Source organism: Shewanella sp. M-Br (genome assembly GCF_036245925.1).
GTDB lineage: Bacteria > Pseudomonadota > Gammaproteobacteria > Enterobacterales > Shewanellaceae > Shewanella > Shewanella oncorhynchi.
In genome coordinates this window covers 24,990-51,925 of record NZ_BJBV01000003.1, presented here as the reverse complement: position 1 = coordinate 51,925, position 26,936 = coordinate 24,990, and the positions used below count along the sequence as shown (strand labels likewise).

23 protein-coding genes and 1 pseudogene are annotated in these 26,936 nt (G+C 44.0%); 13 read left to right on the top strand and 11 right to left on the bottom strand.

What is annotated here, in order from left to right; all coding sequences use genetic code 11:
* The first annotated feature begins 132 nt into the window (after positions 1-132).
* A complete protein-coding gene (locus AAA952_RS03235; RefSeq protein WP_338254347.1) occupies positions 133-1,410 on the top strand; it encodes a glycerophosphodiester phosphodiesterase family protein in 1,278 nt (425 codons plus the stop codon).
* An 88-nt stretch (positions 1,411-1,498) separates the two neighbouring features.
* Here the strand turns inward: AAA952_RS03235 and AAA952_RS03230 are convergent, their stop codons facing one another.
* Both AAA952_RS03230 and AAA952_RS03225 read right to left on the bottom strand, forming a co-directional pair.
* Positions 1,499-2,065: a phosphoribosyltransferase gene (locus tag AAA952_RS03230; protein ID WP_028759331.1), complete on the bottom strand. Its 567-nt coding sequence runs from the start codon at positions 2,063-2,065 to the stop codon at positions 1,499-1,501.
* 290 nt (positions 2,066-2,355) lie between these two features.
* Positions 2,356-4,122 (bottom strand): alkaline phosphatase D family protein, encoded by a 1,767-nt coding sequence (locus tag AAA952_RS03225; protein ID WP_338254343.1) that lies wholly within the window; start codon positions 4,120-4,122, stop codon positions 2,356-2,358.
* Between the two features lie 253 nt (positions 4,123-4,375).
* Here AAA952_RS03225 and AAA952_RS03220 point away from each other — a divergent pair, with 253 nt between their 5' ends.
* Together AAA952_RS03220 and AAA952_RS03215 are read left to right on the top strand one after the other, a co-directional pair.
* The gene (locus AAA952_RS03220) at positions 4,376-4,801 is read left to right on the top strand and encodes a CBS domain-containing protein (RefSeq protein WP_113939069.1); all 426 of its coding nucleotides are present in this window, start codon (positions 4,376-4,378) and stop codon (positions 4,799-4,801) included.
* 98 nt (positions 4,802-4,899) lie between these two features.
* Positions 4,900-5,505, top strand: a complete 606-nt coding sequence (locus tag AAA952_RS03215) for a DUF4274 domain-containing protein (protein ID WP_113939070.1) — start codon at positions 4,900-4,902, stop codon at positions 5,503-5,505.
* A gap of 27 nt (positions 5,506-5,532) precedes the next feature.
* Here the strand turns inward: AAA952_RS03215 and AAA952_RS03210 are convergent, their stop codons facing one another.
* Positions 5,533-6,894: an MATE family efflux transporter gene (locus tag AAA952_RS03210; protein ID WP_338254339.1), complete on the bottom strand. Its 1,362-nt coding sequence runs from the start codon at positions 6,892-6,894 to the stop codon at positions 5,533-5,535.
* Between the two features lie 412 nt (positions 6,895-7,306).
* Between AAA952_RS03210 and AAA952_RS03205 the strand changes: the two genes are divergently transcribed.
* The gene (locus tag AAA952_RS03205) at positions 7,307-8,224 is read left to right on the top strand and encodes an alpha/beta hydrolase (protein ID WP_338254337.1); all 918 of its coding nucleotides are present in this window, start codon (positions 7,307-7,309) and stop codon (positions 8,222-8,224) included.
* Between the two features lie 83 nt (positions 8,225-8,307).
* Here the strand turns inward: AAA952_RS03205 and lgt are convergent, their stop codons facing one another.
* Positions 8,308-9,087, bottom strand: coding sequence for a prolipoprotein diacylglyceryl transferase (lgt, locus tag AAA952_RS03200; protein WP_131523760.1), 780 nt, complete (start codon positions 9,085-9,087; stop codon positions 8,308-8,310).
* A 218-nt stretch (positions 9,088-9,305) separates the two neighbouring features.
* Positions 9,306-9,776, bottom strand: coding sequence for a cupin domain-containing protein (locus AAA952_RS03195; RefSeq protein WP_338254335.1), 471 nt, complete (start codon positions 9,774-9,776; stop codon positions 9,306-9,308).
* Positions 9,777-10,174: 398 nt separating this feature from the next.
* On the opposite strand from AAA952_RS03195, the gene AAA952_RS03190 reads away from it, so the two are divergent.
* Positions 10,175-11,083 carry a GGDEF domain-containing protein gene (locus AAA952_RS03190; RefSeq protein ID WP_338254333.1) on the top strand — a complete coding sequence of 303 codons (909 nt, stop codon included), beginning with the start codon at positions 10,175-10,177 and terminating at the stop codon, positions 11,081-11,083.
* Positions 11,084-11,243: 160 nt separating this feature from the next.
* On the opposite strand, the gene AAA952_RS03185 is transcribed toward AAA952_RS03190, so the two are convergent.
* Positions 11,244-13,433: an OsmC domain/YcaO domain-containing protein gene (locus AAA952_RS03185; protein ID WP_219250409.1), complete on the bottom strand. Its 2,190-nt coding sequence runs from the start codon at positions 13,431-13,433 to the stop codon at positions 11,244-11,246.
* Positions 13,434-13,691: 258 nt separating this feature from the next.
* On the bottom strand, positions 13,692-13,922 hold the full coding sequence (locus AAA952_RS03180; protein WP_113939077.1) for a hypothetical protein: 231 nt from the start codon (positions 13,920-13,922) through the stop codon (positions 13,692-13,694).
* A gap of 285 nt (positions 13,923-14,207) precedes the next feature.
* Between AAA952_RS03180 and AAA952_RS03175 the strand changes: the two genes are divergently transcribed.
* On the top strand, positions 14,208-15,872 hold the full coding sequence (locus AAA952_RS03175) for a methyl-accepting chemotaxis protein (protein WP_263146578.1): 1,665 nt from the start codon (positions 14,208-14,210) through the stop codon (positions 15,870-15,872).
* A 199-nt stretch (positions 15,873-16,071) separates the two neighbouring features.
* Positions 16,072-16,251, top strand: a complete 180-nt coding sequence (locus AAA952_RS03170; protein WP_198571902.1) for a DUF6435 family protein — start codon at positions 16,072-16,074, stop codon at positions 16,249-16,251.
* A gap of 31 nt (positions 16,252-16,282) precedes the next feature.
* Here the strand turns inward: AAA952_RS03170 and AAA952_RS03165 are convergent, their stop codons facing one another.
* Both AAA952_RS03165 and AAA952_RS03160 read right to left on the bottom strand, forming a co-directional pair.
* Positions 16,283-16,699, bottom strand: coding sequence for a ribosome recycling factor family protein (locus tag AAA952_RS03165; protein WP_286991713.1), 417 nt, complete (start codon positions 16,697-16,699; stop codon positions 16,283-16,285).
* Between the two features lie 164 nt (positions 16,700-16,863).
* Positions 16,864-17,751, bottom strand: coding sequence for a LysR family transcriptional regulator (locus tag AAA952_RS03160; RefSeq protein WP_338254324.1), 888 nt, complete (start codon positions 17,749-17,751; stop codon positions 16,864-16,866).
* Positions 17,752-17,850: 99 nt separating this feature from the next.
* On the opposite strand from AAA952_RS03160, the gene AAA952_RS03155 reads away from it, so the two are divergent.
* The 3 genes from AAA952_RS03155 (at position 17,851) to AAA952_RS03145 (ending at position 19,776) form a co-directional block, all read left to right on the top strand.
* Positions 17,851-18,474, top strand: a complete 624-nt coding sequence (locus AAA952_RS03155; protein WP_338254322.1) for a short chain dehydrogenase — start codon at positions 17,851-17,853, stop codon at positions 18,472-18,474.
* A gap of 137 nt (positions 18,475-18,611) precedes the next feature.
* Positions 18,612-18,857, top strand: a complete 246-nt coding sequence (locus AAA952_RS03150; protein ID WP_006080205.1) for a DUF3297 family protein — start codon at positions 18,612-18,614, stop codon at positions 18,855-18,857.
* A 388-nt stretch (positions 18,858-19,245) separates the two neighbouring features.
* Complete coding sequence (locus tag AAA952_RS03145; RefSeq protein WP_338254313.1) at positions 19,246-19,776, top strand: SMI1/KNR4 family protein; 531 nt, start codon at positions 19,246-19,248, stop codon at positions 19,774-19,776.
* A gap of 189 nt (positions 19,777-19,965) precedes the next feature.
* Here AAA952_RS03145 and thrS read toward each other — a convergent pair whose 3' ends face one another.
* Positions 19,966-21,165 (bottom strand): threonine--tRNA ligase, encoded by a 1,200-nt coding sequence (gene thrS / locus AAA952_RS03140; RefSeq protein ID WP_338254311.1) that lies wholly within the window; start codon positions 21,163-21,165, stop codon positions 19,966-19,968.
* A 255-nt stretch (positions 21,166-21,420) separates the two neighbouring features.
* On the opposite strand from thrS, the pseudogene AAA952_RS03135 reads away from it, so the two are divergent.
* Positions 21,421-21,489 (top strand): annotated as a pseudogene (locus AAA952_RS03135) (DUF3297 family protein); the annotation flags it as partial.
* A 60-nt stretch (positions 21,490-21,549) separates the two neighbouring features.
* Here AAA952_RS03135 and AAA952_RS03130 read toward each other — a convergent pair.
* Complete coding sequence (locus AAA952_RS03130; protein ID WP_338254309.1) at positions 21,550-22,365, bottom strand: substrate-binding periplasmic protein; 816 nt, start codon at positions 22,363-22,365, stop codon at positions 21,550-21,552.
* A gap of 352 nt (positions 22,366-22,717) precedes the next feature.
* On the opposite strand from AAA952_RS03130, the gene AAA952_RS03125 reads away from it, so the two are divergent.
* Together AAA952_RS03125 and AAA952_RS03120 are read left to right on the top strand one after the other, a co-directional pair.
* Positions 22,718-23,632, top strand: coding sequence for a nuclease-related domain-containing protein (locus AAA952_RS03125; protein WP_338254307.1), 915 nt, complete (start codon positions 22,718-22,720; stop codon positions 23,630-23,632).
* Positions 23,633-23,799: 167 nt separating this feature from the next.
* Positions 23,800-26,871 carry a TrlF family AAA-like ATPase gene (locus tag AAA952_RS03120; protein ID WP_338254305.1) on the top strand — a complete coding sequence of 1,024 codons (3,072 nt, stop codon included), beginning with the start codon at positions 23,800-23,802 and terminating at the stop codon, positions 26,869-26,871.
* The last annotated feature ends 65 nt before the right edge of the window (positions 26,872-26,936 follow it).

Sequence of the window (26,936 nt, the reverse complement as noted above, 5' to 3'; positions counted from 1 at the left end):
CCTTAGATAATCGTCGTGCAAACGGTATATATTCTTGTTTATGTCATACAAATAGGCTTTTTCAGTCACATTAACACTTTAGAGTTTCTGATTAATATTAATTATTTACATCATTACTCATAGGTAAATCTGATGAAACTACACCCTATTTCGTCGCTCTCACTCGGCCTGTTAATTGCCACGAGCGCTTTATTAGCCGGTTGCAATAATGACGATGATAACGCCGCTATCACGCCACCCACCAGCAAACCCGTTCCTGCTCAAGTGGGAGAAAGACCTTTATTCCTCGTACGTCAAATGCAAGACAGCACACTTAAAACCCGCTTAGAACAATGCACCACTGACAGTTTTTATCGCAGCGAATTTTCTATCGGTCACCGTGGCGCGCCAATGAAATTCCCTGAGCATACAAAGGAATCCTACCAAGCGGCTATCGATTCGGGCGCAGGCATAGTTGAGTGTGATGTCACCTTCACCGCCGATAAAGCTTTAGTTTGCCGCCACTCACAGTGCGATCTTGCCAGCACGACCAACATTTTAGCCATACCCGAACTTGCCAATAAATGTTCGATCCCATTCATTCCTGCCGATCCCGCCAATGGCGTCAGCGCATCGGCAACCTGTTGCACTAGCGATATTACCCTAGCCGAATTTAAAACTCTCAAGGGTAAGATGGAAGGCAACAATCCAAAAGCGACCACTGCGGCCGAATTCATCAATGGCACCCCAAGCTGGCGCACCGATCTTTATGCTGGCAATGGCACCTTGATGACCCACGCTGAAAGTATTGAAATGTTTAAAAAAGCCGGCGTGAAAATGACGCCAGAGCTCAAAGCGGCGAGCGTATCTATGCCCTTCGATGGTTTTACTCAGCAGGATTACGCGCAAAAAATGTTAGATGAATACACGGCGGCGGGCGTCGATGTTTCGCAAGTATTCCCCCAGTCATTTATTTTGGATGACATCAAATATTGGGTCGCCAACGCACCTGAATTTGCGAAGCAAGCCGTGTTTCTCGATGACAGATACGATTATAACAGCGCCTTTGATCCGCAGAACTCAGCCACTTGGTCACCATCAATGGCGGATTTAAAGACCCAAGGCGTCGAAATTATTGCGCCGCCACTCTGGGTATTAGTCGCCTTAGATGCGGATAAGAAAATCATTCCTTCGGAATACGCTAAGGCCGCTAAAGGCGCAGGGCTTAAGATCATCACTTGGTCGCTAGAACGTTCTGGTTTATTAAAAAATGGCGGCGGCTTTTACTATCAAAGCATTACCGAAGCGATAGATAACGAAGGCGATACCTTTGAATTACTTAATGTACTGGCGAAAGATGTCGGCGTGATTGGAGTGTTCTCCGACTGGCCCGCTACTGTGACTTACTATGCTAACTGTATGGATTTATAAGTCATCGATATAGAAAACAAAAAATGCGTTAACGATTAATCGTTAACGCATTTTTTTATTGCGAAAATAATCTATATCTCGCCGCGAGCTATTTAAACAGGTGCTGGATATTCTTTAAATCGCCCTTACCTTCGGCAATTTCTTCAGGCGTTAAACCTGTAACTTCGTGCGGGAAAACTAACCAGTCTTCAGAGGCATGAATGTAATAGTCGGGTTTTAAAGGCACTGCGGTATTTTTTGGCTTGTAATAAGGGCAAGCGATACGGATATCGGTTGGCATATTTAGGCGCATCAGTTGGCTGAGTTTTTCTTTTAATGCATGAATACTACGGCCAGAGTCAAACACGTCATCCACAATCAACAAACCGTCACTCGCGTTCGCATTTTCAACAATGTAATGCAGGCCATGCACTTTGATTTCTTTGCTTTGTTTGTCGGTGCCAATCCCATAATAAGAAGAGGTACGCACGGCAATGTGATCAGTTTCAACTTGTTTAAAATCGAAAAACTCCTGTACCGCGATCCCGATTGGAGCACCGCCACGCCAAATACCCACGATAAATTGCGGACGAAAGCCACTCTCATACACTTGCGAAGCTAATAAAAATGAATCTTCCAGCAATTGCTGCGCGGTAACAAAATACTTTTCTGACATGACACAGTCCCCATCACATTGATTTTATTCTTAGGTCGTTAAAGCAAAAGCTTATGACCCCTGTAAGGTCTGTTCGGCGGGTAAAGGTTCCCAAAACACTAGAACAGCTTTGCCTTAGCAAGTGTAGGCAGCCGCCGAATTTTGGGAGCGAATTTTATACCAAAAAAATGCGATGTGCTGCAGTAATAGTAAGAACTTGCGTGACAACAGACATTTATTTTGCCTTTTAAAGCCAAAAGCAACAAAAAGGCCACCCTAAGGTGGCCGATAAACAAGCGAACAATACCGCATTAAACGATAGGCGTAATCACATGCTCACCTACTTTTGTCTTAGTGCTATAACCACGGGCCGTTGCGACTTGGAAATCCTTCGACAAAATGGTATCCACATAATGCCAGTCGCTGCGCACCTCATCAGCGGTAAAGGTGAGCGTCATAAAGCCTCGGTCTTTTAAGTTAGCGTACTTAAGATCTGGCACTAACTCGACGATTGCCGCCTCGGTCGCGGGGATCTGTTCCGCTGGCAGATTCAAGTAATATTCAAGGCCTGGCGATGATACTGAGCTAGTCGCAAACTCAACACCCACAGTATCGCCTTGCACGTCTTTAAGCTCGTTTGCCCATGCATTATGGGTGTCACCCGCGATCACAACTAGATTGAGATTTTTCGATTTAGCCGTACCTAAAATCACTTCACGCTCATAGGCATAACCATCCCAAGCATCTAAGTTGTACGGGATTGCAGGTAATTGCAGCAGCCCGATAACTTCTGGCGTGAGTAAGGCTTGATTGGCTTGAAGATATTGCAGCTCTTGGGCGGTCAGCGTGGGATCATTTGCCGCCGCACGGGCCGCTAACTTAGCTAACGCACCTAACATGGCAAATTGGGGAATGCTCATCTGCTGAGTGGCAATCGCCGCCGGCAATGACATCTTACCCATTAATACCTGCTGTCCCAGTACTTGCCACTTGCCTGTCGACTGTAGCAATGTGCCCTGCAGCCATAATAATTGCGTCAACCCCAGCATAGTGCGAGTGGTCGAAGTGACATCGGCAAGGAAACGCTCACCCGCAAACGAGCCCGTGGTAGGATCCATATAATCGGCATAATCGAGCTGTTTATCACGGGCTAATACGCGAGTATCCAGCATATGCAGATCGACGAGATTGCCGTAACTGAAGCTGCGGTAAATCTCTTCATGGTTCCCTTCACGCCATGGGCGAATCGGTAACCACTCGAAATAAGCTTGTAGTGCCGCTTCTTTACGAACGGCAAAATCTCCTTCGCCTTCGTTGTGATTCTCGGCACTATCACGCCAAGTATCATTGGCCACTTCATGATCATCCCACACTGTGATAAAAGGCACTTTCGCGTGTAACTTTTGCAGACTCGCATCGGTATGGTACTGACCATGGCGAGTGCGGTAATCACTCAACGTCAGCAACTCATTGGCGGGTAACACTTCACGCCCCAATTCGGCAGCATGCTCACTGGCATAACCACCGCGGGCATATTCATAGATGTAATCGCCTAAATGCACAACAGCATCTAAATCATCCTGCGCCGCCGCTAACTCATAGACGTTAAAATAACCGGCAGGAAAGTTAGCACAGGACATCACGGCTAATTTGACTGAGCTAACGTCACCCTCAGGCAGAGTGCGGGTTTTACCCACAACTGAGGTTTTATCACCCGTCATAAAGCGATAAAAGTAGGTTTGCCCGGCACGTAAACCACGGGCATCAATCTTAACCGTGTAGTCACGGCTCGCATTAGTGACAGTCTCACCTGTGGTCACTAATTGATTAAAGGCCGCATCGCTTGCCACTTGCCAACTCACTTTTACATCGCCCTCAGACTCAGGCGTGACACGGGTCCAGAGGATCACGGCATCGACTGCCGGATCGCCACTGGCAATTCCATGTAAAAATTGCGCGGGTACAGAATTATCATCATTACTATCACTACAGCCCATCAAGCCGTAAGAGATCACAGCAACACCAACACCTTTGGCCGACATAGCCAAAAAATCACGACGAGTTACGGTACGATTCATTATTATTCCTTGTTAGATAAGGCTTCACTGGTATGAGGTCTAATAAGACCACGATTGTGAGATATCACTGTTACATATTTGTGACATCTTTGTCAGCCTTTTATGATATCTATCAATTCAAACACTTATACTGGATAGCGTACTTTATTTGTGCAGGACTGGCGTAGCTTACAGAGAAGCTGCTAACATCGGTGCAGGCTAACGCAGCGTGTGAAATGCACGCCAGAGAATGGCAAGAAAAGGAATTTATACAATGAAAGTCAGCGATATTATGAGTGATCAAGTCATCTGCATCAGCGATGGCGCCAGTTTGAAAGATGCCCACCATCTGATGCAAACCCGTGGCGTACGCCACTTACCTGTGATTTCTGAAATTGATGGCACCCTCGTTGGCGTACTCACCCATAAAAAGATGATCGCCAGCGTGATGACTATGTTGAACAAATACGGCCAAGGCGCGCTCGAGCGCAAGGAACGATACACGCCGATCACAACTGTAATGGATAAAGAGTATCAGCATCTCACCGCCGACGAGCCTTTAACTGTGGTGGTGGAATATTTTATCGAAAACAAACTCGGCTGCTTGCCCGTCGTCGATGTCGATAAAAAGGTACTCGGTATCGTCACTTCATCGGACTTTATTAAGCTGTGTCGTACTCTGCTGCAACAGCAAGTGTAACGTTTTACGCTCCCTTTCTGCCATGTCAGCCTTTTGCTACGCAAGGCTGACGCTGTCTTTTTTATAAACTGTGTTTTCTATAGAAAGAAAGGATTCCCTTGGCTAAATTACTCTCACAAGAACAATTTATTCGCGCCTATGAATGCGCAGAATTAGGCTGTATTGCCAATCAACAACTACTCGCCAAATTACTCGCCGATCCCGATTATGACGCTTTACATGAATACAGCGCCTACTTTGGCAAAGCGGCGGCGCAAATCACCTGTATCAGTGACTTACAAAGTATGGAGGAATTGCATTTTGTCGCGGGGAACTTGAATTGGGACGATCATGAACCAAACATGGTCAGGGCGATTATTGAACATCCACTCTGCGACGCAGGTACCGCCTTATTACTCTACTGGTACGGACAAGGCTTTTATTACTCCACGCCAGAGACGCTCGATACACCTTTTGGACAGCTATTCAAAACCATAACCGATAGATTTGTTGAGCGCGGCTATGCCAGTTATAAAATCCATTTTGACCCGATTAAAGAATGTTTCATGCCCTCATTAGAGGACGTTCTTACTAGAGGATGCCAAATTCCAGGGGCTATTTTTGCCCCTTATAGCACTATGGAAATCGAAACCTATGAAGGGCACCCAAGGTATCTACAATTTAAAAATGAACTACTGAAATCGGGCAAATGGGGCAACCAATAAGCGTTGACCTTTTGATATCAGAACAGTTTAAGCTGGGGTTACTGGCGGAATACGCGTAAAACGCTGCCAGCGACCCGAGCGCCAACGCTGCACCATAATCAATCCACGCACCCACTCATCTGCCGCAACGGCAAGCCATGCAGCAAGCACGCCATAACCTAAATGCAAGCCAAAGAACCAAGCAAAAAATACCCCAATACCCCACATGCTAAAAAGACCTATACGCACAGGGAACGCCACATCACCCGCGCCCTTGAGCGCCGAGATAATCACCAGATTAAACACTCGCCCTGTTTCAAGCGCGATGGAACCCGCAAGCAATAACGCTGTTAGTTGGATGACTTCTTCGTTTTCACTCAACCAGCCGACAATAACGAATCGCTGCCAGTAGAAGACTAATACTATGGTCAGTGAAGCGACAAAGCCCACCAAACAGTAACGCTGCACCCGAGTGGTGATTTCATCGAACCATTGTTTACCCACATAATATCCAGTCTGGATTTGCGTCGCCTGCCCGAGTGCGACTGCAAAACAATAGATAAAACGGCTAATGTTCAAGCCATAGGTGTAGGCCGTGAGCGATAAAGTGCCCATCTGGCTGATAAAGTAGATGATGGTCATCTGAGCCACATTGTAAGACAGCATCTCGCCAGCATTGAGCAGGCCAATACGCATCACACTCAAATAAGTGCTGCGCGGTAAAAGCTTAAGTCGTTGCAGTGGCAGCGGAATTTGCTTATGCCGGATCACCATCAGCATGATACACGCACCGATGATCTGGCTGGTCACTGTCGATATCGCCACCCCTGTTACCCCATAAACAGGTAAACCAAAAGGTGAATACAGGGCAATATAATTACCGATCACGTTCATTAAGCCAGTGCTCGAGGTGACTAACATGGCCGAGCGGGTAAAACCGTAACTACGCAAAATAGCGGCGAAGGCAATGTTCATCACTAGCCCTATGCTCAAGCTGCCGCAAATCACCAAATAGTCATATCCAAAACCAGCCACATCGTGCTCAAGCGCAAATAAGCCGATAATGCCCTTAGCACCAAAGAACATAGATGCACCCATGACCAAGGCTAATACCAAACTCAATACGACACTCGCCACGCCTATGTCTATAGCCTGCTGCGGTTGGCCTGCCCCATTGCTTTGGCTAATCAAAATACTCGCGCCCGTACTCACCATCATGGACATGACCATCATGAAGAACATCAGCTGAGTCGTGAGTCCCACTGCGGCAACCGCATTATCGGAATAATGGCTCAGCATAAAGATATCGCTGATCCCAAGCAGAGATTGCAGCAAGGTCTCGATAAAAATCGGCCACGTCAGGGCAACTATGCCCATACGCTGTTGCAATGTTTTGGGTGCTTTTGCCACGAAAGATTCCTGCAAATAGAGAACGAATAACGAGTGTGGTCGCTGGCTCAATGTGTCGCTCAAACAGCATCTTGGCAACCTATATTTTAGCCAAGAGACTGAAACCCACTTTCACAAATAGACACCAAAGTGCTATCGAACGCACAATCAGGCGGACATTTAACCGCATTAAGCCTGACAGTCAATTAAGTTGGTAATTTTCTTACAAGACACCCTACAACTCAATCTGTAATAGTGAAAAAGATGCCGACTGCAACCGTATTCATTACTAAGTTAATACCAAAGTTAATTTCCGCAATCATGATAGAGCTCATGGCTGAGTGTGAATCTAGGCTACCAATTCAATTAAGCTGCCGATAAACTCAGCCCATTGCAGAACAGCCGAGCGCACTAAAAATTGAGGGAGTATTAAATGAGCCAACTCTATTTAGAAGAGGGAATTAAACAATTGGTTAGCGAGTTTATCGCGGCGGGCTGCCCATCGGTGCGAGAGCAAAGTATTGAGCAACGTAGACAAGGTTATATTGCCAGCACTGTACTCGCAGGTGAGCCTGAGGAGGTGTTCGAGGTTAGATCGATTTCCATCGAAGGGGCAGAATTAACTCTGTTCAAACCCTCGGCGGCAGACAATTTACCTATCGTCATTTACTACCATGGTGGCTGTTTTGTCAGTGGCGGCGTTGAAACCCACAATCAACAACTGCGAAAACTCGCCAATGATTCTGGCGCACTGGTGATCGCCGTTCGCTATCGCCTCGCCCCAGAACATGTTTATCCCGCTGCCCACGACGATGCCTGCCATGCCGCAGAAGTCATCTATCAACATTGCCACCAATGGGGCGGTGATAACACCAAGATCACCCTAATAGGCGACAGCGCCGGCGGCCATTTAGCCCTAGTCACTTGCCTGCGTTTAAAAGCCAAAGGGCAATGGTTGCCACAGAAACAAGTGCTTATCTATCCTATGCTCGATGCCACCGCGAAGAGCCAAAGCTATAGCGACAATGGCGAGAAATACATCATCACCCGCGACACCTTGCTCACAGGTTTCGATCTGTATTTAGATTGGCACCCCAGAACCGATGCAGAAGCCAGTCCACTACGCCGTGATGACTTAACGGGACTGCCCGAAACCCATATCATCACCGCCGAATTCGATCCACTCGTCGATGAAGGTGAACAGCTATTTAGGAATCTATTAGAGGCTGGCGTCAATGCCCACTGCCGTCGTTATCTTGGCGTCATCCATGGCTTCTTCCAACTCTCGGGCGTGAGCCGTTCCGCTCGGGATGCCATGGTGCAGGTGACCAATATAGTGAAGACAGCCTAACGTCATACTTGATGATTAATTCATTCATAAAAAAGGCTTTCTATCAAGATAGAAAGCCTTTTTTAACCGTTTGATATTCAGATTTAAACGGTTTTCTTTCGATACGCCAAGAACAACAAAACTATACCTACGGCTAAAAACGGTAAGCTCAGAAGTTGTCCCGCACTTAAGAAAGTTTCAGAGTAAGCCGCTTGGCTAACTTTAATCGACTCAATCGCAATTCGCGCACTAAACACCGATACCAGAAACAGGCCGAAAATAGCCCCATGTCTTTGTTTAATCTGCGTGTATTGATACAAAGCATACAGACCAATAAAGATAGCTAAATAAGCGAAAGCCTCATAGAGCTGTGCTGGATGTCTTGGCAACATGTCGACACGGGCAAATATAATGCCCCAAGGTTGAGTCGTAGGATCGCCTAAAATTTCTGAGTTGGCAAAGTTTGCCATACGCACAAAAAAGCCAAAAATGGCGGTGGCGATCGCGAGTCTGTCCAATAAAAACAGGAAGGGTAGCTTCACTTTACGTTGGTAATAATACAAGGCCAGAATCGCGCCTAAACCACCACCGTGGCTGGCGAGTCCGCCTTCCCAAATCGCCAAGATCTTAAGCGGATGAGCAAAGTAATAAGTCGGATCGTAGAACATACAATGGGCCAAACGCGCACCCACAATAATGCCAACCACACAATAAATCAGTAAATTATCAAGGGACTCAAGATCGAGATTTTCCTTGATATAAATCCGCTTCATCACCTGAAAACCAGCAGTAATAGCAACAGCAAACAGGACTCCATACCAATGTATTTTTAGTCCCATAAACGAGATTAATACAGGATCGAGCTCCCACACTAAGTGTTCCAAATTCAATTACTCCATAACACTTGGTACATAGAGGTACGCCAAAAAGCATGTTTTACGTGGTTAAACGCCAATAGACAAGCCTTGTCGCGGGGATATCTTACTATTGAGTCAAATTTAATGACTCAGAGCGACCTTGGTTTAGCCGAATGAGGCAATGTCAACCAAGTTACCATTTAACGAATCAACTGGCTAAATTTAACTGACTTTAGCGCCCCCCCCTACCTGCTCAGACGTTGGATGATGTCACTATGCTGTGGATATTGGGCTAACAAAGTTTGTTGGCTAAACAGCTCAAAATCATCAAAGGTAAAACCAGGCGATACCATGCAGCCCACTAATGAAAAACCATCTTGATTCATGGCTGAACCAAAGATACAGCCCTTAGGGACTAAAAACTGTGGCCGCTCGCCTGCAGCTAAATTAAGCCCTAATTGCGCCGTCGTTAGCACCCCATCAGGATCAATCATGTAAATCGTCAGCGATTGCCCCGCATGGAAATACCACATTTCATCAGCTGTCAGACGATGGAAATGGGAAACCTCTCCCGTACGCAGCAAAAAATAGATACTGCTCCATAATGCCCGATTCTGATCAAATGCCGTTTCTGAACGATAGGATGAGCGGTAATAACCGCCTTCAACATGCTGCTCTAGCGCTAAATGTTCAATAAAATCATCTGCAGTATGCATTATAAATCCCTGTGTAAAATTAAAACCACAATTAAGGCCCTAGATTCTACTCGAAAATCATCTGTCCACTAAGCACCGCAATGAAGCTTTTTGAACATAAGCACAAACGCTAAAGTTCAAGACATCACGACTGACTCGATACGATCGCAAGGCTTAGGTTTTAAGCCTCAACAGGGATACAACTCTGCGCCATCGAACGCTCTGATGCCTTGGTAAAATCGCGACGACAAATAAATTGTACGGCATATTGTTATGGTTTGTTGTTACCCACAAAAGCGGCTAAATTGTAATGAGTTCGCAGGATGCATTCGCGGCTAAAGCGCCAAAGAGTAGTTTATCTATGATAACTTGGACACGCGGACTTAAGGTTGGGTGATTTTCCACAGGGATTTTAATCGATGATCAAAATAGAAGAAATGGCTTTAGTCCTTGATGCACTTCCTGATCCTACTTTTGTTCTGTCAAAAAGTGGTAAATACATTGCCGTCTTCGGTGGTAAAGATGACCGTTATTACCACGATGGTAGTGGCCTAATCGGCTTGTATCTTAGCGATGTGTTAAAGGCTGACAAACTCAATTACTTTTTACAGGTTATCGAAAGTGCATTAATCAGCCGAAAATTACTGATCGAAGAATATGAATTGAGCAATAAAGATATCAAAGGCTTACCCGATATAGGCCCTGAACAACCCATTTGGTTTGAGGGACGCATTCAAGCACTAGACTTTCTGGTTGATGATGAGCCAGTGGTGCTTTGGGTCGCCAGTAATATTTCCAAGCGGCATGAACTTGAACTGCAACTACGTCAACTAAGCGATACCGATCAGCTGACAGGGCTGTATAACCGTCGCCGCTTAGAACGTGATTTAACCTTTCAATTCGATATATTTCAGCGCCACCGTATTCCCACCTCAATCTTGATCCTCGATTTAGACCATTTAAAGTCCATCAATGATCAGTTGGGTCACTATGCTGGCGATCAAATCATCATCGCAGTTGCCGAAACCTGCCGAACTCAATTTAGAAAAACCGATAGCGCGTATCGTTTTGGTGGCGATGAATTTGTGATTGCCCTACCTGGGGTAGAGCATTCGCAAGCGGTTGAATTTGCAGAATACCTCTGCGATTGCTTTTACACTGAACTGCAAAAATATGCGGTCAATGGCTTGTTTGCCACCGTAAGCATTGGAGTCGCCTCTATCGAACCATTGGATAAGTCCTATGAAGAAACGCTTAAGCGGGCCGATACGGCCTTGTATGAAGCTAAACGTAACGGTAAAAATCGAGTTATATCAAATACAGCCTGAGCGGGCTGAACATTTCAAACCACACATAGCAATAACAAGCGCCCTTAATAAATGATAGCCACAAGTGCTCATAAGAAGCGCGAATCAAAAGAGCAACAAACAAAAAAGCGAACCAAAAGGTTCGCTTTTAAACACATTAAGCTAATGCCAAATAACAGAATTAATTCAGGTCTTTCGCAGCTTTACGGGCTTGATGCAACTTCTTATAGCTTTCAATCAATCTTAAATGCGGCTCAATGCCTTCGAGCTGCATGCTGGTCTTAGTTAAGCCATAAAAACGTACTTTACCTGTGACTGAGCCAACGACGTTGTCCATCACTTCTTTACCGAACATACGGTTGAAGTTATGGATAAAATCATCAAGTTCTAACTCTTCATCTAAGGTCACTTCCAGCACAGCATTCATGGCTTGGTAGAACAGGCCACGTTTAACGGTATTGTCGTTAAACTGCAGGAACTCACCGACCAGCTCAATCGCGTCTTCGTGTGCACCGAGTGCCAAATAAATCAGGATCTTAAGCTCAATAATCGTCAGTTTTCCCCACACGGTATTTTCATCAAATACAATGCCGATTAAGGTGCGAATATCCGTGTAGTTATCGAGTTGGCTTTCTTCTAAACGGTTGACCAAATTAGCCAATTGCTTAGTGCTTAACGAATGTAGATTTAAGATATCTTCACGGTACGCCAGCGCCTTGTTGGTGTTATCCCAAATCAAGTCATCAACTGGATAAATCTCAGAATAATCAGGAACTAAAATACGGCACGCCGATGCGCCTAAATCGGTAAACTCGGCGATATACACCTCTTTACCTAACGCTTCTAAGATCCCAAACAGGCCGTCAGCTTCTTCTTCGCTAGTGCCAGAAAAATCCCATTCGCAGAATTCATAATCAAATTTACTGCTAAAGAAGCGCCATGAAATCACTCCTGTTGAATCAATAAAGTGCTCAACAAAGTTTTCTGGCTCGCTGACCGCCATGCTGTTAAAGGTCGGTTTTGGCACATCATTTAAGCCTTCGAAGCTGCGGCCTTGCAGTAATTCAGTTAGGCTACGCTCTAACGCCACTTCAAAGCTTGGATGCGCGCCAAAGGAGGCAAATACGCCGCCAGTTTTCGGGTTCATCAGGGTGACGCACATCACTGGAAACTGGCCGCCGAGTGAGGCATCTTTGACCACAACCGGGAAGCCTTGCTCTTCTAAACCGTTAATGCCCGCGAGGATGCTTGGGTACTTTTCTAGTACAGACATAGGCACATCGGGCAGGACAATTTCTTGCTCAATGATTTGACGTTTTACAGCGCGCTCAAAAATCTCTGACAAGCACTGCACATGGGCTTCTTGCAGATTATTACCCGCACTCATGCCATTGCTTAAGAACAAGTTTTCAATCAGGTTCGACGGGAAGTAAACCGTTTCACCGTCGGATTTACGGGTGTAAGGAATCGCACAAATGCCACGCTTAATATTGCCCGAATTGGTATCAATCAGGTGCGAGCCACACAGCTCGTCGTCGGGATTATAAATCTCTAAACAATAGTCATCCAAAATACCCGCTGGCAGCGCATCGTCTTCTTCTAACGCAAACCACTTTTCATTGGGATAATGCACAAATTCGCTATTGGCGATTTCAGTCCCAAAGAATTGATCATTATAGAAAAAGTTATTATTTAACCGCTCAATAAACTCACCGAGTGCCGAACACAGCGCGCTTTCTTTGGTCGCGCCTTTACCATTGGTGAAACACATTGGCGAAGCCGCGTCACGAATGTGCAGTGACCACACGTTCGGCACGATATTGCGCCATGATGAGATCTCTATCTTCATTCCAAGATCGGCGAGCATGCCCGTCATATTGGCAATGGTTTGCTCCAGCGGCAGATCTTTACCCAGAATAAAGGTGCTCGATGCGCCATTAGGCTGGCCCATCAACATGGCATTGGCGTCTGAATCTAGGTTCTCAACGGTTTCAATTTTAAATTCTGGACCCGTTTGCACCACTTTTTTAACCGTACAACGGTCAATCGAGCGCAAAATACCTTCGCGATCTTTCTCCGAAATATCTTCGGGTAACTCAACTTGAATTTGGAAAATCTGATTGTAGCGATCTTCTGGATCGACAATATTGTTCTGCGACAGTCTAATGTTATCCGTTGGAATATCACGGGCTTTGCAATATACCTTCACGAAATAGGCCGCACACAGGGCTGACGACGCTAAGAAATAGTCAAACGGACTAGGGGCAGAACCATCACCTTTGTAGCGGATTGGCTGATCGGCGGTCACGGTAAAATCATCAAACTTGGCTTCAAGTCTAAGATTGTCGAGAAAATTAACTTTGATTTCCATTGAATATGATTTCCACTAAATATGCGAGTCTGTAGCAGCCCATCGACCAAGTCGCGTCATTGGTAATGAGTCATTAAGGGTGAATTATCGGTGTTTTTGGCCCATTAGTCTTGGGTTAATTATGTTAAAAACCATAATCAGGGCATTTACGGCTGAGCTTGACGGTTTGAATAGCAGGGTTAAGCGAGTACTTAGATTGAGTCTCAAGAAGGCGAGGAAACCAATGAATCGCAGAGTAACACTCTGCGCAAAAACACATTATGGATGTTTTTCAGTTTCTCGCTTAACCAACAGAAAGGTTAAATACATCTTAGTCGGTAATGACAAGGCCATGCCAAAGGCGACACACATAGCGCTGATAATAATCCCTTGCACGCCCATCGCCTCAACAGTTTCATTAAAGTTATGCAAGTAGATGCCCAGCGCAATAAGACAAATGCCTACAGTAATGCAGATTTTCAGCGTTAGGATCAACTTTTCATTCGTCACAACCCTGCCCTTACTGTTCGCCACTATCTACACCAGGCTGCACCAGCTCTAGCTAATTTTGCATCAATTTTAGCTAATATAGTGAACTCATTGGGCCCATATAGTGTTGATAAAGATCAAAAGAAAGGCCTAGATTCACAGCATAGTTAACAATTTTGGAATAAATCAACAGCGCGCATTTTATCGATTTCCATTACATTTTTGTTAACTTAAACACTTAAGAATGCGGGAAATTAGCTATACTGCCCTGCAATAAAAGAGATGTTCATCATGGAGTCGTCAAGCATGTCTAATTTCAGCCTACGTAATAAATTACTGCTGTTGTCGTTATTCCCTTTAATTTTTACCTTGTTCGTACTCATGACAGTTTCTTACTATGTCGAAAAAGACGCCCTTGCAGATGAAGTGACGACCTTTAGAACTAAGCTCATCGGTGAACGTAAAACACAAATAAAAGAAGCCACCGAAATTGCCGCAGGAATAGTGCAGTATCAGTTGTCTTTAAAAGAAAATGGCAATGTAAACCAAGCGCTACGTGATATCCGTTTTGGCAGTTCTGGTTACTTCTTTATTTACGACTCCCAAGGTAAAAACCTGTTCCATGCCGTCATGCCCAACCTCGAAGGGCAAAATAAAATTGATATGACAGATCCCCGCGGCACTAAAATCATTGTCGGTTTACTCGATGCCGCTAAAAAAGGGGACGGTAACTTCTCGTTCTACTTTCAAAAACCCAATACCAATGAGCAAATTGAAAAAATCGGTTACTCCATGATGATCCCTGGCACTGACTGGATGCTAGGCACGGGAGTCTATATCGATGATATCGACACTGTCGTTGAGGATTATCGTGCGACGGTCACTGAGCAGATGATCGAAAAATCCTATGCCATTCTGTTAATTGCGCTGTTACTCGCCGCGATTACTGTCGCTGTTATTCTGATCACCGCCCAACGTATGGTCGCGCCAATTAAAAATATGGCGAATAACTTAAACGATATCGCTAAAGGCGAAGGCGATTTAACCAAACGTCTTATTGTTAAAGGTGAAGATGAAATTGCACAACTAGGTCAATCCTTTAACCTATTTGTCGATAAACTCCAAACCATCATAGGCGATGTGGCAAACGCGACGGCTAAAGTTAAAACCGCCGCCAACGCGATTCACGATCAAACCAAAGTCATGTCGAGCCAACTCATCAGCCATAACAATGAAACCGATCAAGTGGTTACCGCTATTACTGAAATGTCAGCCACCGCCAGCGAAGTAGCGCAAAATACCACGCAAGTGGCTGAAGCGACTCACGCTGCCACTGGCGATGTAGCCAATGCTCAGCGCTGCGTCGATGCTTCTTTAGAAGAAATTTCGGCACTCATGGCGCAAATCAACAATGCGGCGGGCAGTATTCAATCCTTGAGCGAACAGTCTAAAAAAATCAACAACGTGCTGTCAGTGATTGGCGGTATTGCTGAGCAAACTAACCTATTAGCATTAAATGCAGCCATCGAAGCGGCCCGCGCCGGAGAACAGGGCCGAGGCTTTGCCGTGGTGGCCGATGAAGTGCGTAACTTAGCGAGCCGAACGCAATCAAGCACTTTGGAAATCAATGAGATGCTATCTGAACTGCACAAGCTTGTCGCACTGGCAGTAAAAACGATGGAAGAAAGTCAGCAAAGCTGCGTGCGCTCGGTAGACTCTTCCCGTGCAATTTCTGAAAGCCTAGGCTCAGTGACATCGGCGGTCACGGCAATTAACGACATGAGCACCCAAATTGCGACGGCGGCCACGGAACAAAGCTCTGTGACCGAAGAAATCAACCGTAATGTGTTCGCCATCCAAGAGATTGTGAATGAGTTACTCCATTCCAGCGAAGATGCTGCCAGAGTCAGCCAGACCGTGTCGCAGGAAGGAATTAACTTAGGTAAGCTCGTCGGTCAGTTTAAGATTTAAAATATTTTCAATGGGTTGCAAGCTAGAGAAGACATAGCAACCCATTGGTTTGCTGCAAATGTAAGATAAGGTCTCAGCCTTGCTGAGACCGATGGCAGTGGAATTGAAGGATTGTGGGATTTTTTAATTTCAAAAAGTAAAACTTAAATCCCATTGCCTACGTATATAAGTCCAAATACCCAATCCAATAGAAATGGCCATGTTCTCAATATTTAAGAAAAATCCCTTAAAAAAATTAACTCAGCAATACAATGCCAAGCTTGAACAAGCGATGCATGCCCAGAGAAAAGGCGATATTAGATCCTACTCAATGCTGACCGCTGAAGCCGAGCAAATCGAAAATCAAATAAAAGTGTTAGAAACAACAAACCATAAATAAACCTTCAAAGCAAAAACACTCAGCAGACAAACTACCAAGAGTCAGCTTGAAAACGTGCCAATCTGGCCTCTGTTACTGTGCATTGAGTCAATTGCATCAACTCACCTAAGGTAATCGCAGGATTGTCTGTGATAAGCCGAATCAGCTTAGCGTCTAAGGGCTCTAGCTTATCCACATGTTGCAGCAAGGCTGACTCCAACTTTTTGATAAGATAACCAAACTGGTCATCTTTGGCCGTTAACTGCTGTGCCTGTAACTGCTCGGCTTGTAAACGAGCGGTGCAGGATTGGATCTTGATCGCCGCGCCAACAATGCACCAATTCCTCGAACGCCGCACACGCTTAAGCTCGCAATCATATTGGGTTGCAATCGCTTGAGCTTGTTTAACCGCCTCCCGCCCAATTCGATGAATCAGCGAGGGCAGCGAGATACTAATGTCGTCGTTCATAACGCTTGGTTCATCGCCGCTCTTTTATGCCTGCATGGGAAAAGCCTGCTCGACTTTACATTCAAATACAAAAATTCAATGCGCGGCAGTGTACTCTGCCTCACTTTATTCTAAAAGCTCCGCCCTCTGCCGGATAAGATTTGATGCGATGACGCTTTGACTCATTAACCCACATATTTTGAGTGAGTTTCGCACCAAGTTTGTAGCTTATTTTGTAAATCGCGCAGCTTCTTTGGGTAATGGCTCTGCTTGGCATAAACCATGTACAACTCATGTGGATAGCATTGCCATTGGGGAACGAGCAAAGTGAGTTTGTGCTGAGCGATATCCTCCTCTACCAAATAATAAGGCAGGCTAGCGATACCTGTACCACTCAAAGTAAGCAGATGTGTAGTGGCATAGTTTGAACTACACAGTGCAGGCTCAAAAGTGAGCGTGAGACTGTCCCCTGCGAGCGGTTCAAACACCCACTGAGTTTCGCCCGAAGACAATAGACGATAATGGCGTAAATCATCAGGGTGATGAACTTCTGCGGCTGCGGGATGTGTGGGCGCAACCACTAAGACATGGCGAATTCTGCCAAGATATCTGGCGATCAGATTATCGCTGTGCGCAATGCTTGTTCTTAAGGCGAGATCAAACTTGCCGAACTCAACATCTTGAATATTCTGCTCAAAACACAGTTCGAGTTTCACTTGAGGATACTCAGCAATAAACTGAAGCAGCATAGGACTCAGCAATTTTTTGCCCAGTTCCGTTGGAGCGGTGAATTTTAAAGTGCCACAGGAGTCCTGTGTTAAATCCTGCACTAAACGCCCAGCTTCATTGGCCAGCCTCTCGATTTCGCAGGCTTTACCATATAACGCTTGCCCTGCTTCGGTCATTGATACTCGCCGCGTGGTTCGGTGGAGTAATTGACAACCCATTTCATCTTCAAGGGATTTAACATGGCGCGATACTAAACCTTTAGAAGCCCCGAGTTGTTCAGACGCAGCGCTAAAACTGTGCATTTTGGCAACCAGCATAAATGACTGCAGATGGGTGAGATTCATCAATTAAATCCATTAACGAAACAATGTGGTGATTATATGCGCTTTTTCTATTTAATTAACCAGACTATCCTCAATTCGTATTCAATTTAGGAGCATGTCATGAAAATAGTCGTAGTGGGTGCATCAGGCACAATCGGACAAGCCATAGTCCGCTTATTTCATTCAACTCAGCATGAAGTGATTCAGGTAGGGCGAACAACGGGGGATGTCCTGATAGACATTCGGGATGAAAATTCACTCCATCAAGGGCTAGAAAAAATCGGTAAAGTCGATGCAATGATTTCAGCCATGGGTGATGTTGTGTTTAAACCCTTCAACGCTATGACCCAAGCAGACTGGTATACAGGGCTCCAAAGTAAGTTATTGGGGCAAATACAGTTAGTGCAAATAGGTAGCCAATACCTCAACGCTGGGGGGAGTTTTACACTGACCAGTGGCATTATTGCCGATGTCCCAGTAAAAGATGGCATCAGTTCAGCCACAATCAATGGCGCACTTGAGCATTTTGTTACCGCCGTCGCGGGTGAATTACCTGCGCAGCAGCGGATAAACATTGTCAGCCCAACGGTATTAAGCGAGTCGTTAGCGAGCTATCAGGACTATTTTCCCGGTTTTAGTGCAATCAATGCCGACACATTAGCCAAGGTTTATTTGCGCTCAGTCATGGGCAGAGAAAACGGCCGAGTGCTGAAAGCCTTTTCCAGCTGCGGCACAGTGTCCTAACAGCAGTGTCCTAACAGGACAACCTAACCTTGTAACGCAAGGCGCGTAATCAGTCACAGTTAAAGTCTTGAGCGTTGCGCTGGGATTGCCTACAATAGCGTACGCTTTTTCACTATAGACAACGACAGATCACGACCATGACCGACACAACATCATTACCTGCTTTACCGGATCGCCTTTCCGTTAACCCACGCAGCCCACACCATGTGGCAGAAATTTTCGAGCACGATATCGGTATTAAGCTCAACGGCAAAGAGCGTTTTGATGTCGAAGAATATTGTATCAGTGAAGGTTGGGTAAAAGTGCCAAGCAAATCCTTAGACCGTCGCGGCCAACCTCTTTTGCTCACAGTAAAAGGCACAGTTGAAGCCTTTTATCGTTAAGCTTTAGTGCAAAGAGCTGGATCATAACAACGGCCAATCTAATTGGCCGTTTTTGTTTGCCCAGCAGCAAATGATACTAATTCAATACTACTTGCTGAAACTGCACCAGTGCAGTGAACGACTATTCGGAACAGCTATCTAGTCGGTTTTTGGCGAAATGGATTAAATCAAATAGCATTATGCATGCCTACTTATTTGAATATCATTAAGTTTATTTGGGGATTCGCTAGAGAAAAGCGTTAGAGAGAGAGGAGAAATAGTTGATGTCTCGGTAACTCCAATATATAAAGGTCCTTCCAGAATACCGGCAGGTATAACAGTAAATGCTCAAGGTAGTGGTGGTTTCTTTGAAAGCATTACTCTTCTTAATCCTCGTGGAATGTAGATCATGACCCTATCTGTATTAAATAGCATTTTAGTCCCCCCTAACTTCCCTAATGAATCTGGGATTGGTAACGTTTGGCCTTCTATAGATGAAGGTCTTAGTTTTCCCAGTGATTACATTGCGTTTATTAATCATTATGGCACAGGAAGAATTGCCGATTTTATTGCGATATTCAATCCATTTACTACAAATTATGACCTTGATTTTTTTGAGCAGAAGAAATCAATCATTGAGGATTTCAATTACCTTAATAATGAAGACCCAGAGTATTTTAAATATAACCTCTATCCAGAAATTAATGGCCTTTTACCAATAGGCGTAACGGATAATGGTGATTGCATATTTTGGGTTGTTTCCGATCTAAAAGACAGTGAGACATGGGGCACTGCAATAATCGCATCTAGATCGCCAGATGTAGAATATTTTGATGAAAATATAACCTCTCTATTGACTGGTTTATTGTTAAGAAAAATAAGATCAGGATCATTACCTAATAGTTTCCCTCCTAAAAATGTTACCTTTGAAAAAATTTAAACAAAAAATAAATGGTCATCCGCAATAAATCATGGACCGCCACGGCCAACCACTGCTACTCACAGTAAAAGGCACAGTTGAAGCCTTTTATCGTTAAGCCTTAGCGCAAAGAGCTGGATCATAAAATGAGTAAAGGCTAGCCGTGGGAACCCTAGCTAGCCTTAGATAACAAACACAGTCTTCCTTAGGTTATTGTTTGCGCACTAGTTTATCCGCAAGATAGTCAGCTAATTCAGCAAGAGGGATATGAGTCATCACACCGTCTTTGCGGCACTTAACTGACACACACTTCTCGGCCTCTTCTTTATCCCCAACCGTTAAGATATAAGGCACTTTTTGCTTGTGAAAGCGTTTCATTTTGCGGGCAACTGAGTTTTGACTGATATCAACCAACACTCGCATGTCTCGTGCTAAACATAGTGCGGCTAACTGACGGACAAATTGGCTGTTTGACTCATTTACAGAGGCAATAGCAACAGGTACAGGATGTAACCAAACAGGAAGGTTACCCTGTGAGACTTCCAAGAGAATCCCCAACCAACGCTCGATAGAGCCATACATAGCTTGGTGCATAATCACTGGCCGTTCGAATTCACCTTGCTCATTTGTGTACTGAACATCGAATCTTTCAGGCAAATTGAAATCAAACTGGATAGTGCCACACTGCCAGCGTCTTCCCATAGAATCTGTCAGTGACAATTCAATTTTGGGACCATAAAAAGCCCCTTCGCCAGCTTGATACTCGGCATCAAAGCCCTCAATCTGGCAAGCTGAATCCAATAGCTTTTGTGCTCGGCACCATTGCTCATCGCTGCCTAATGCCTTCTCAGGTTTAGTCGATATTTTTACGTCTAAATTATGGTAGCCGTAATCACCATAAACCTGCTTTGCACGCTGGAGAAAACCACGTATCTCCTCCTCTGCCTGAGACCAACAGCAAAAAACATGGGCATCATCCTGAGTGAACTGGCGTGCGCGCAGGCAACCATTTAACGAGCCTGAGGATTCATTACGGTGCACCAAGCCAAACTCAAATAGTCGCAGTGGCAAATCTCTATGGCTATGTACCCCGCGCTTAAACAGCAAAATATGGGCAGGACAAGACATAGGTTTTAAAACATATTCATCCATGTTTTCCTTTCCGCCACCGAAAAACATGTTCTCTGCAAACATGTCCATATGCCCAGACGTTTGCCATAACTCCTTCTTCATAAAAACAGGCGTGTTCACTTCCTCAAAACCATTTCGGCGATACACGCGCCTCATGTGTTCTTGAATATCTCGGAATAACGCCCAGCCATTCGGGTGCCAAAAAATCATACCCGGCGCCTGTGGTTCAGAGTGAAATAGGTCAAGTTGTTCTGCAATTTCGCGATGTGTTTTCATCATTATCTCCTGAGTAAAATCTGAGCGAAATACAAAACCAAGGTATAAAAAAACCCTCTGGCGATGTCGCTCAGAGGGTTTTTTTAAAGACGCAAAAAACTACCCCCCGAGAATTCTCGTGGTGGTAGTGGTGGTATTAATTGCGCTTATGTATATTTTTTTCATGCGCCAGTAATAACAAATCATCCCTATCGCAGCAAGCATTTTGTTTATAAAAAAAATAAATGGCAGACAAAATAAACGGCCATCCATAATGAATTATTAGACCGTCGCGGCCAACCTCTTTTACTCACAGTAAAAGGCACAGTTGAAGCCTTTTATCGTTAAGCTTTAGCGCAAAGAGCTGGATCATAACAACGGCCAATTAATATTGGCCGTTTTGTTTGCCTATTCTACTTCTGCGGCTAAACCATAGGCCTGGTAAATCTGTTTTACACGGCCCGATGCAGCCATATCAAGCAGCGCCCGATTAAGTTCATCGAAAATAGCAGCATGGGTAGAGTTACGGGACATACCAAAATAATGTTCGATCCGATTCGACTGACGGTAATCGGCATAGCTAAAACGATCGTAACCGAGATGCTTGAAGGCATTCTCAATGGCGGCACGATCGAGCACCACCATAGTGTCGAAACGCCCCATGATAAACATGCGAGCCATGTTTTCATCATCGGTAGACTCAATTTTACGTAGCGCGGGATCCGTATTAAAACGCTCAAAATAAACTGTGCCCCGTTTAACCCCTACAGTAACCTGATACAAATCCTCATAGGACTTAATCCGTCCTTCCTCGCCGGCTTTTACGAGAAACAAAATATCGCGAGTCTGAGTGCCGATAGGACCAAGAAACCGTACAAATGCCTCTCGCTCTTCGTCTCGTATCGTGCGCGGTACAATGTCGACCGTGCCTACCCGCAACTCATGAATGCTGCGTGCAAAAGGACGAGCGCTCCATTCGACGCGATAACCGACCTTAGCCGCCGCTTCCTCAAGAATATCCTTTAACGGACTCGTCATAGTATTAGTTCGCTCATCAAGCACCATCTCAGGAGGACGATGCCGAAAATCGGCACGCAACACGTTAGAAAAAGTAGCCGATTGCACCTCAGCGGCGACAATGATGCCCGAGAAAAAACCACAACCAAGCACACACAAAATTGCGTAAACAGAAGGCAACGAAACAAGGATACTTTTAAAATACATAGAGATGCCCGCGAATTTATATGTTGCATTTAGCATAACTCAAAAAATCGAAAACTAAAGTGCATAAAACATAGGCCCAGCCTGTAATTGTGATAAAGCGCATTGATTAAACCGTATAGAGCGGGTTAAAGTGTGACCACAAAGTAAAAAGTGTGACCACTTAAGGAAAATGCAGGGCAAACTCGAACTCAATCATCGAGCACGCCATTTAGGGAAGAAGAAGCAAATCAGCAATGTGCGCCCAAACTCTAAGCAGACAAGTCTGCCACCACTTTCCAAAATAATAAGTACATTTGATTAGCGGGTTATGTCATCGGGTTAACTATTGACTCGCATTACTTCAGGGACGTAAATGACCGATTTCAGCAGCATTCTTTTATCCTACGGGATACTTCTCTCTGGCCTTCTTGTCACAGTGGGTGTGATGTATGTGTTGCTCAAACATCGCGATGCAACCGTCAAGTTGCCCGTTGATCGTGAGCAACTGACCCGTATCCCCGCCTATGGCTTACAAGAGCAAATCCATGATCTGCAATTAGATTTAATCGGCTGCATGATGATGGGACTATTGATTGTTTGCCTTCCATTTGCCGCCAGCAGCATCCAAGCGCATATCACAGTCGGAAAATTCCCTTGGTTGTTCGCCTTAACAGGTTTAATAGGAGTAATTTACTTCGGCATTAAAACCTGGAAACTCTTTTCCAAACTAATCAAATTACGCCTCGGCCATACCGCAGAAATCGCCACAGCCAATGAGCTCATAGGCTTACAAGCATTGGGTTATCAAGTGTTTCACGATATCCAAGCCGACGGCTTTAACATCGACCATCTTGTGGTAGGCAAAAATGGCGTATTCGCCATTGAAACCAAAGGCCGCCATAAACGGAACAAAGACCTACTTCAAACCAATGGAAATGGCCCAGGCTCTGGTAAAAAAGGTTATCAAGTATTTTACAAAGACGGGCGATTAAACTTCCCCTCGTGGACAGAAACCAAACCAATCGAACAAGCAGAACGCCAAGCCAAGTGGGTCAGCCAATGGTTAACCAAGGCTACAGGGGCACCAGTATCTTCAACCCCAGTCCTCGTATTCCCCGGCTGGTATGTCACCTGTCAGACCAAGCCACCGTTCCCGATCGTTAACCACAAACAATTAGTCGGCACTATCCCGAAACTGAAAACCCAAGATCTTACCCAGCAACAAGTCGACACCATCATCTACCAAGTCGCCCAAAGATGCCTAAGTAAAAGCGAGGCGGGGAAATGAAATCCATGGAATGTTTCTAACACTATTAATTGAAATTAATCTGAGGCTTTCATCTTGAATATCTAAATAGTTATAAGTGTATGGTCATGGAAGCAACTCGAATAGTAATATTTCTATACTCGCCAGTAGGGTATAGGCGTTAACTTCAAAATAATAAGGAAGTGTAAATGGCTAATATATACCCCCGAGGCTCAGAGTGGCGTAAATGGGATCTACATATTCACTCACCAGCATCATTTCACTGGGATGGACAAAAATTTAACGCCGATCCCAATTCACCTGAAAACACTCGACTTATTGACGAAATGATTAAGACCTTGAATGAAGCAGAGCCTGCTGTATTCGCCATTATGGACTATTGGACTTTTGATGGATGGTTTGCTTTAAAGAAACGCCTAGCACAACCTGATGCACCAAAATTAAAAAAAACCGTTTTTCCAGGAATTGAATTGAGATTAGTCGCACCTATGGAAGGGCGTTTGAATGCTCATGTTTTGTTTTCAGATAAAATTGATGACCAAGATTTACAGGATTTTAAAACTGGACTAAATGTTGCGCTTATTAACCGGCCTCTATCTGATCACTCATTAAAATTCCTAGCACGGCATGTCGGTGCAGATTTACTAAGAGAAAAAGGATTCAGCAAAAATGATGTTGACCAGAATGATGAGAGCGCTCTTAGAGCGGGTTCTACTATTGCAGAGATCACCTGTGACAGTTACCAGAAAGCAATACGAAATGTTCCAAATCAAATGGCGCTTGGCTTCATGCCATTTGATACTAGCGATGGTTTAGCTGAAGTAAAGTGGAAAGAACATTATTCCTACGTTCTTGGTCTGTTCGATTCATCGCCAATATTCGAGACTAGAAATCCTGATCTATGGGCTGCATTTACTGGTATCGAAACAGAGACAAACTCACGTTGGTTCAGTAATTTTCAAGCTGCTTTAAGTAATATACCTAGACTTGCAGTTTCAGGTAGTGATGCTCATAGATTTGTAGGTGTCAAAGGTAATAACGATTGCAGAGGATATGGTGACTATCCCTCTGAAAAAGCTACTTGGATCAAAGCAAATCCAACATTCGAAGGACTTAAACAAGCTATAAAAGAACCTGCAAAGCGTTCGTTTATAGGAAAAACACCATCGAAGATACAGCTAGTAAATGAAAATCGAAGTCGTTTTATCGAAACTTTAGAAGTGAATAAAACTGAAAACTCAACATTTGCAGACTCTTGGCTTGATAAAACAAAGCTTCAATTAAACCATGACTTAGTCGCCATTATTGGTAACAAAGGGAGTGGAAAAAGTGCTTTGGCAGATATTGTCGCATTACTAGGTAACTCCAAACAAAGCCATCATTTTTCCTTCTTAAAAGCAAACAGATTTAGAGGGAAAACTGGCGAACCAGCAATCCACTTCAATGCAAAAGTAACATGGGGGGATACAAAAGAACTGGCTAAAAACCTAAATGAAAATCCTGCTACAGAAAATGTAGAACTAGTAAAGTATATTCCTCAAGGCCATTTTGAAGAACTTTGTAATGCACATGTTTCAGGTCAATCCGACGCATTCGAAAATGAGCTTAGAGCTGTTATTTTCTCACATGCTGATGACTCAATAAGATTGGGTGCCTTCGATTTTGAGCAATTAATAGAGCAGCAAGAAAGTTCATTACGCAGCCAAATTGAAAGTTGTCGTAGTCAACTGCACAAAATAAATGAGCAAACTGCATTCATAGAAAATCAGTTAACCGATGAAGTACGGAAAACATTAGAAGAACTATTATCTGAAAAGCAAAGACTGCTAGATGAGTTAGCCAACACTAAACCTGAAGATGTGCCAGAACCAAATACAGATCTTAGTCCAGAACAACAACAAGTATCTAATCAACTTGCTGCTATCAATCAAGAACTGGAAGAAATAAATAATAAACATGAATTAAATAAAATTGAATTGACCAATTTAGCAGTTAAAAACAAAGCATGTAAGAATATAAAAACAGGTTTTGAAATTTTAAAACGAGCAATTGACCAATTTCACTCTGATTATTTATCTGACGCAACAACTCTTGGCTTACAAATTGATCAGCTAGTAAAAATAGAAGTAGATGAAAAACCAATTACTTCTATTGAAATTCAAAATATCAATAGGGACAGTGAACTAAAAGAAGCCCAGCTTAGACTGAACACTGAAAAACTGGAACTGATAGAAAGAAAAGTTCCATTAAGTGCTCAATTGAATGCTCCGCAACAAGCTTTTCAGCAATATCAAGATCAACTTAAATCTTGGAATGAAAAGAAAAGCGCACTGCTAGGAACAAATGAAGATCCTGATACTCTTGAGGGGCTAAGACATAGAAAAATTCAATTGGAACAACTACCTAATCAACGAAAAATTTTGCATGAACAGAGACTAGATTTGACTCGTCAGATCTTTAGCGCCCTCGAAGAGCAAAAAGCTTACCGAGAAGCACTTTTTTCTCCGGTTCAATCCCTAATTCAAAGTAATGCCCTTATACGTAATGAATATAAATTACAATTTCGAGCTGAGCTAAGTACAACTAGCGACCTCATATCAAACAAATTATTCTCTTTAGTAAAGCAAGCATCAGGAGAGTTTAGAGGTGAGCTAGAAAGTATATCTGTCATAAAAGATTTAATGGATAAGCATGATCTGAATGATGTTGAATCTATGCTAAGTTTCACTGAAGAATTACATAAAAAGTTAGAGATTGCATCAAAAAATCAAGTTGGAATATCTTCATTGCTAAGAAAAGATCGGACTGCTGATGAAGTTTATGACCTAATTTATGGCTTAGAATACATTGAACCTCGATATACTTTAATGTTTCAAGATGCACAAATAGAGCAGTTATCACCAGGACAGAGAGGAGCATTACTTTTAATTTTCTATCTACTTGTTGATAAAGGTGACACACCTATTATCTTAGATCAACCCGAAGAAAATTTAGACAATGAAACAATTGTTAGCTTGCTTGTCCCTGTATTGACTGAAGCTAAACAAAAAAGACAAATTATAATGGTCACGCATAACCCTAACCTTGCTGTTGTCTGTGATGCTGAGCAGATTATTCATAGTGAGTTCGACCGAACAAATGGCCATAAAATCAAATATACTTCAGGTGCAATAGAATGTAGCGCAATCAATAGTAAAGTCGTTGATGTTCTCGAAGGCACGATGCCAGCATTCAATAACAGAAGAATGAAGTATTTGTAATGCTATTTTGTCTGTAATTGGCCTAACTTATTGATATGGAAATCTGAGCTAAAAATTACACATTA